The 6,155-nt window shown below is 39.3% G+C and carries 9 protein-coding genes; all 9 read right to left on the reverse strand.

Going from position 1 to position 6,155, the window contains the following annotated elements; all coding sequences use genetic code 11:
* A partial coding sequence (locus BKK52_RS09315; RefSeq protein WP_208606154.1) for a tail fiber protein occupies positions 1–1,116 on the reverse strand: 1,116 nt, incomplete at its 3' end.
* Between the two features lie 47 nt (positions 1,117–1,163).
* Complete coding sequence (locus BKK52_RS14090) at positions 1,164–1,499, reverse strand: baseplate wedge 1 family protein (protein ID WP_341864554.1); 336 nt, start codon at positions 1,497–1,499, stop codon at positions 1,164–1,166.
* Between the two features lie 37 nt (positions 1,500–1,536).
* Positions 1,537–1,782: a baseplate wedge 1 family protein gene (locus BKK52_RS14095; protein WP_279626516.1), complete on the reverse strand. Its 246-nt coding sequence runs from the start codon at positions 1,780–1,782 to the stop codon at positions 1,537–1,539.
* The gene (locus tag BKK52_RS09325) at positions 1,779–2,966 is read right to left on the reverse strand and encodes a baseplate J/gp47 family protein (protein ID WP_077474746.1); all 1,188 of its coding nucleotides are present in this window, start codon (positions 2,964–2,966) and stop codon (positions 1,779–1,781) included. The genes BKK52_RS14095 and BKK52_RS09325 overlap by 4 nt, the downstream gene beginning before the upstream one ends.
* Positions 2,963–3,313: a contractile injection system sheath initiator gene (locus BKK52_RS09330; RefSeq protein ID WP_077474747.1), complete on the reverse strand. Its 351-nt coding sequence runs from the start codon at positions 3,311–3,313 to the stop codon at positions 2,963–2,965. The genes BKK52_RS09325 and BKK52_RS09330 overlap by 4 nt, the downstream gene beginning before the upstream one ends.
* 172 nt (positions 3,314–3,485) lie before the next feature.
* On the reverse strand, positions 3,486–4,205 hold the full coding sequence (locus tag BKK52_RS09340) for an LPD3 domain-containing protein (RefSeq protein WP_077474749.1): 720 nt from the start codon (positions 4,203–4,205) through the stop codon (positions 3,486–3,488).
* A 63-nt stretch (positions 4,206–4,268) separates the two neighbouring features.
* Entirely contained in the window at positions 4,269–4,928 is a 660-nt protein-coding gene (locus BKK52_RS09345; protein ID WP_077474750.1) for a Gp138 family membrane-puncturing spike protein, read from the reverse strand.
* Positions 4,928–5,821 carry a baseplate hub protein gene (locus BKK52_RS09350; RefSeq protein WP_077474751.1) on the reverse strand — a complete coding sequence of 298 codons (894 nt, stop codon included), beginning with the start codon at positions 5,819–5,821 and terminating at the stop codon, positions 4,928–4,930. Before BKK52_RS09350 ends, BKK52_RS09345 begins: the two co-directional genes overlap by 1 nt.
* Before the next feature lie 2 nt (positions 5,822–5,823).
* Entirely contained in the window at positions 5,824–6,120 is a 297-nt protein-coding gene (locus tag BKK52_RS09355) for a phage baseplate plug family protein (RefSeq protein ID WP_077474752.1), read from the reverse strand.
* Between the last annotated feature and the right edge of the window lie 35 nt (positions 6,121–6,155).

A 6,155-nucleotide genomic window follows, 5' to 3' on the forward strand; every position in this document is an offset into this window, starting at 1 on the left:
TGGGTCGGTTTCGCTTTTGGGATTGAACTCCAATCGCCATTCACCGCCGCCATCGATAGGGAATTTGTGTTTAGCCCAACTGCTTGTCGCCACAACAAGCTGATTATTGATGGTTTGTTCACCGGTATTGCTAATTTCTTCCACCCAATTTAATTGATAGGTGGCGTTATTCAAATTCGCCACACTGTAAAACTTGCGATTAAGCGATACATAGTGGCAATAAAAAATGCTGTAACCCGCCATGAGATAAAACGTCATCACAATCGGGGAGCGCGTTTTAAGCGGCAAGCCACTAATCCTACTTGTCGCATTATTGTGATTAGCAAAGGTCAGATAACCATTTTGGCGATATTTATCGCCAAATAACGCAATAACTTGTTCTCTATTGGTTAAATCTAATTCAAGCGTTGAGCTGCTGATGTAGATTTTCTGGAAGAGATTGTTATTTTCCGCACTCACTGCGCGGTTGTAAGCGGTGTTCACCGCCGCACTGGTCGCTATGGTATCGCTGCTAGTGCTATTAACTGCGTTTGATTTTTTGCTGTTTGGGATATAACTATCTAACAAACGGCGCAATCCGTCATAAAGCCCTTTGAGTTTTTTTATAGCTTTTAATGTCGGTGCTTTGGTTTCATCATCGCTGTTGTCGTCATTTGAGAGTTGCACAATACCGGCTCGTGATGTTGTGGCAGCCTGTGTTTTCGGCACAAAAAAATCATTGCCAAATACCACTACCCATTTACCGGAATAATTTTGTGTGTTGAAATTAGTTTTGTTGTTATCAACAAGACTTTGGAAGGCTAAATTTAACCGATCATTAATTAATATCGCCCCTTTCGGATAACCACCAATTTTCTCTGCAAATTCAGCATCAAACGGATAAATTCCCCCTTTGTTTTGATAAACAATATGATCGGATAATTCATTTAATACGCCATTCATATCTTTACCTGATGGAGCTTTCCCTCCCATTGCGATAGGGGTCATCGTGATTTGTGGGAAACCGTCACTATAAGTTGCGGATTCTCTAGGCAAGCTATCTGACCGTTCTGCGGGAATATCATTTTTTAAACCATTAGAAGCCCACGCTTTTGATAGTAGTTTTGGTACTGTCATTTATTTTCTCCAATAAAAAACCCGCATCTTTGCGGGTTTGTTAGTTATTATCTATCACCTATGTAAAATGCACCTTCGCCAAAAGGAGCCATATTGGCTTCAATAAATCCAAATGTTTTCTTAATATCGGGTTCGTAAAAATCTACTAATACACCTGTTGGTCTTGGCAATAAATCCGTACTAATTAACACGGCTTTCTCATCTGGCGTTAGGTTAAATTCAAAGATATAGCGGGCAGACATCGTCCCACTTTTAACAAAGTAAGCTCTGCCCCGCTTTTCAAATAACAGCAAAAGCAATGTATTAATATTGTACGCTGTGGTGTAAATAATATTGCTCATTGCCTTCATCAAGATCATCTTTCTGAACATTTCGTCATTCATAAAATATCTTGAATTGATTTTGTATTTTTCTAAATCATCAGCAGCAAGCGTAGAACCGATAAATTGGTTTTTTTTCGTTGATAACGATGTCTCTTTGAATTCCGACAACTTTTCCCCAAAAATCCAATCCGATTCCCTCTGCGGTATCAATGTTCCAGATGAGGCGATAAAAGTGATCAATATCGTATTTCGGATCGATATACTCATCAAAACGCTCAATCAAGTTACACAGTACGGGACTGTTAGCATATTGACTGATGATCGTTGCTTTTACATTTTTCATACCACGCTCACCCTAATATTGCTTTCCATTAGCGTTGGGATTTGATCAATGCCAATTTGCACATTGTCTGATAACTGTGTTTTGCTTTTTCCAACTTTTACATCTAATAGGTATTCTTTTCCAATTTTCTCGACTAGATCCGGAATGAACCCAATGGCATAAATCGTTGCGCCAATTTTCAATCTATTTTTTTCAAATTCTTTAATAACAGATTGCTTAATTAATTGTTCTGCCTCCAATATTGCACCACGTTTAATGGTGACAGAAACATGAATCGGCGTTGGAACAGGACGCTGAAATTTAACTTGATAAGTCGGCTTAGGCTCGGAATAACGTTCATCCGTCACCTGAACAGTCGTATTGCCGTTGTAATCACATCCGTTGCCTGCATAGCGATGAATGGCTTCTGCAATAGCTTTATCATCACCACCAAACACCGCAACATAAACACTATGTGGCGCAAGTGCGGTATTACTTGCCCCAATTCTGACGGTTTCGCCTTTTGGATTGTCGATAACATAGCAACTCACTACACCTTCTAATTTAGCAACATTGGCATAAACCGTTGCCGGCATTCCCTGTGAATTAATGGCTACGCTGTTTTCATAACGTTTGGCAAAATCATTTCGGCTTTCTCGCTCAATTCCTGTTGCTGCCGCATTTGGATTAGTCACTCTGTCTAACCCGATAATAGATTGAGACAAGCGATTGATTGAATGGGCTTTTGCGGGATAAATGCCGTTTGCCGTAAATTTTCCGATGACCGTACCACTTTCTAAAATACTAACTGTTTCATCAAGCACCCAATCATTTTCGTTTTCGTCTTTTACAACAAAACCTTTTGGAATAATCACGCCTGGCAAGCCGTTAAATTCACATTCTGCAGTGGAATTAATTTGCCCCTTGCGTTTAATAAAATAAATTTTTCCAATGGAATCTTGCATTATGCCATCGCTATAATCTGGGTCTAAACTATTCACTAACCAAGCAATCGTGTTATTTTTCTCTGCGATAATAGCTGCCAACGAAGTTGCTAACTGACCTTGTGGGGTTTCTAAATTGCGGTTTAAACCACCACCAAAAGCCTTATCAATATCTTCTAATACACCACTTAATATTTCTTGTTCGGTTGGCAGAATAAGTCCCTGTGGGGTAAATTTAATATTCGGAACATTTGTTGTCATACTTGCACCTGTAGTTGTTTGTTTTCTTCATCAGTAAAAGTAATGTCACCAATTAATCTACGATTTTCACCACTTGATACAGTTGCTTTGGCAGATTTCACACCGGGAACAGTTAACGCAGCTTGCTCTAACCGATACTGATACAACGCAAAAGATTGTTTTTTTCCAAGGGTTTCATCAAAGTACGGAATCCCTTTTCGAGTATCGTAATAAAGTTCTCCCTTGAATAATTTAACTGCGCTTGCCACATCTTGAGCTTTAGCGTAAGGATCTTTGGCAAAGGCAATATTTCCTTCTGTATCCAACATTAAATCCCATTCTGTGGGGTGTAAAAAAATAGTGTTCATTTTGTACCTCTGAATAATCGATCAAGGCGTTGAATTTGATTAGGGTTTAGGCTTATAATCTGTTTAGTTTCCACGGCTCCCACATTTTGACGCGTAAGTGTAGGCTTAATGTGCGTAGTGGCGGAAGTATCTCCACCTACTCTGTTTACACCCGTGGAATGACATATCAAATTCATTTATTTCCTAACAATTTGTCTAATCTTGCATTTATGTTGCTTTTTTGAACTATCTTAGCTAGACTATGTATATCCCCTACTGAGCGGATTGAGGTCGGGTCAAGCCCATCAGCTTGAACAGTCGAGTCAACCCATTGAGCAGCAGGGGATTTTTCATTAAGCTCTACCGTTTCTATTGTGTAGAACTTATTTTCTTGATCTCTACGAGCAATTTCCTTTACTGTCAGCTTCACTAAATATTGTTCCTTTCCAGTTTCTAATACCGAAAACAAACGGTGTACAGCCACAATGTTGGGATCATTGGATCTGTCTGGTTTACTCCAGCCGTATAATGCATTTTCATAAAGTTTATCTGTATTTGCCACCGCTAGAGCCTGTAATTGCGGACTCGCTGATTTATTCACGGCTTTTGAACTCAGCATTTTATCTAAGCTATTACGAGAAGCGACCGCTGTAAGATGCGAATCATTGTTTATGAGTTTTTTACCTTGAAATTCTTTAGCTTGTTTTCTAGCTTCGTCAAATGTTGCAGCTCTCCTATCGGCTTTTATCACCGCCGTATTTATCTTGTTTGATTGAGCTATGGAGTGTTTTTCTCCACCTTTACCAAATTGCCCGTTTTTCTTTCTCGGGTGATTGGCTTCGTCCCATTCGTCATTCACAATGACATAGTAAAGTCTGTCTAATCGATGTTGCTGTAATTGAGTCAGTTGCATATTTTCCCCAATAAAAAACCGCACTTCGATTAAAAGTGCGGTCAGTTTTAAATTTGTTTTTTTCTACATTGTCGGAGAAGGTTTTGGCCCACCATTGTGGGTATGATCATTGTATAGCGATCGCATTTCTTGCATTGATTTTCCGCCGTTACTTGCATTATCCGTAATATCCCCACCGGCTTTTACGGTTGACGTAGTTTCGATCGGTGCATCAATTTTCACTTTTGTACCCTTAATCATTACTTCACCTTTTGAAACAATATCAATTCCTTCATCTTTAAAGAAAATGTATTGAGCCGGTACACCATTTAAGAAACCACCAAAGAAAAGCCCGTCGGAATAATCAAAACGTCTTAAACTCTGTGGATTTGAGGGCTTTTTGTTGTTTTTCACGCTCGAAATATCACGACTACAAAACCCACACATGCCAATATCGCCCACTTTAGGATCGATAATCACTGCATTGGCGCCACCTTGTAAACGGAAATAAGGGATATTGTAAATAATACCGTGCTCATAAGTCTTTCCCTGTCCATCTATTTGCGCCACCATCGGTTGAACATCAACCGTCCCAACAGGATTAACACCGGCAGCTTTAACCGCTTTCACCTGAACTAACGTGACCGTTTGAATTCTCCCAATAAGATTGCTGATGATGAACTGCATTTGTGCGGTTTCATCTAATGTATGGCTATGATCAATTAATCCTAGTTTACTTTCCATCACTTCACCTTTATTTCACCGATACGAGTTGCACTCACCTGGCAAAACCACTTACCATTAGGCAGTTCACTATCAAGATAATGATTTAAACCATAAATAGCCCATTGTCCATTAGCCGGTGTAATAACACTATCCCGGATTTCACAAATACCGTGGAATTTAATTTCAGGATCGTATAAACATTGAAATTTAATCCCACTTAAATCCAGCATTGGATAACCAATAAGTCCGGTACTTGGAGAAATTACCGGCACTTTTACTTTTCTTCCCTGACCTTTGTTTTTAATAGCAACTTTATTCGCCTCAATAGCCAAATCAATATCTGCGGCTTGGCAAATTTTCTTGATTTGTTCAAGACTGGTTTCGCACAAATAAGGGTTAGAGATTTTGGCGGTTACATCGTTATTCTCAAATTCCATCCCCATTTTCTGGCAAATTTGGCTAATCAAAGTAGCGACATCAACATCACCCATTTTACTTATCGGCGGCACGGGTAAAATTTGATGCTGTGCTGCCGTGCTCGCTTTTATCGTTAAAGACACATTTGGCGCGCCGGCGAAATTTGGCGTGGCAAAAGAAATCATTCCTTCAAATAAAATCGAATAAGCTTCATTATTTAGCGCTTCTAATCGAACAAAATTCAACTTCGCCGCATCGGTGTACCATTTTACCCGAGCTACTCTATCCATAATGGATTGGCTCAACCCATAAATCACAATCTGTGCGGTAGGTGCCATATTGCCACCCCCAACAAAAATCTGTGCCGATACCCGCATATTTTCAATGATGACCGTATTATTGCCGTTGTTGTCAAACTTTTGCTCAGGCGAGCCTAACAATAACGTAACCCGCAGTTTTCGTTGTCTGAAACTACTATTTCTAAAGAGCTCCATTGTTATTTCTCCGAATAAACCAACACAAAACGAGAGCCTAATTCTTTATAGTTTGGGTTTTCCTTACCTTGTGTATCGAAAAAAGCAAGATTCCCTACAATAGGCAAATAATCCACAGAAATTAACGGCACTGCATCTAAACAAATTCGATTAGCCACAATCAATTGATTATTAGCTTGCACTGTTGCAAACAACTGCTTATCGTTTCTCGTCACCAGTGTAAGATGAATAGATTGTGTTCCAATATTAAACGACAAACTTTGATTAGGGGTTTGTTGTAATGGAATGATATGTAACATAGCTAAACCTTAATTACGGATTATTTTTTTAGGGG

The organism is Rodentibacter trehalosifermentans, from assembly GCF_002000545.1.
GTDB lineage: Bacteria > Pseudomonadota > Gammaproteobacteria > Enterobacterales > Pasteurellaceae > Rodentibacter > Rodentibacter trehalosifermentans.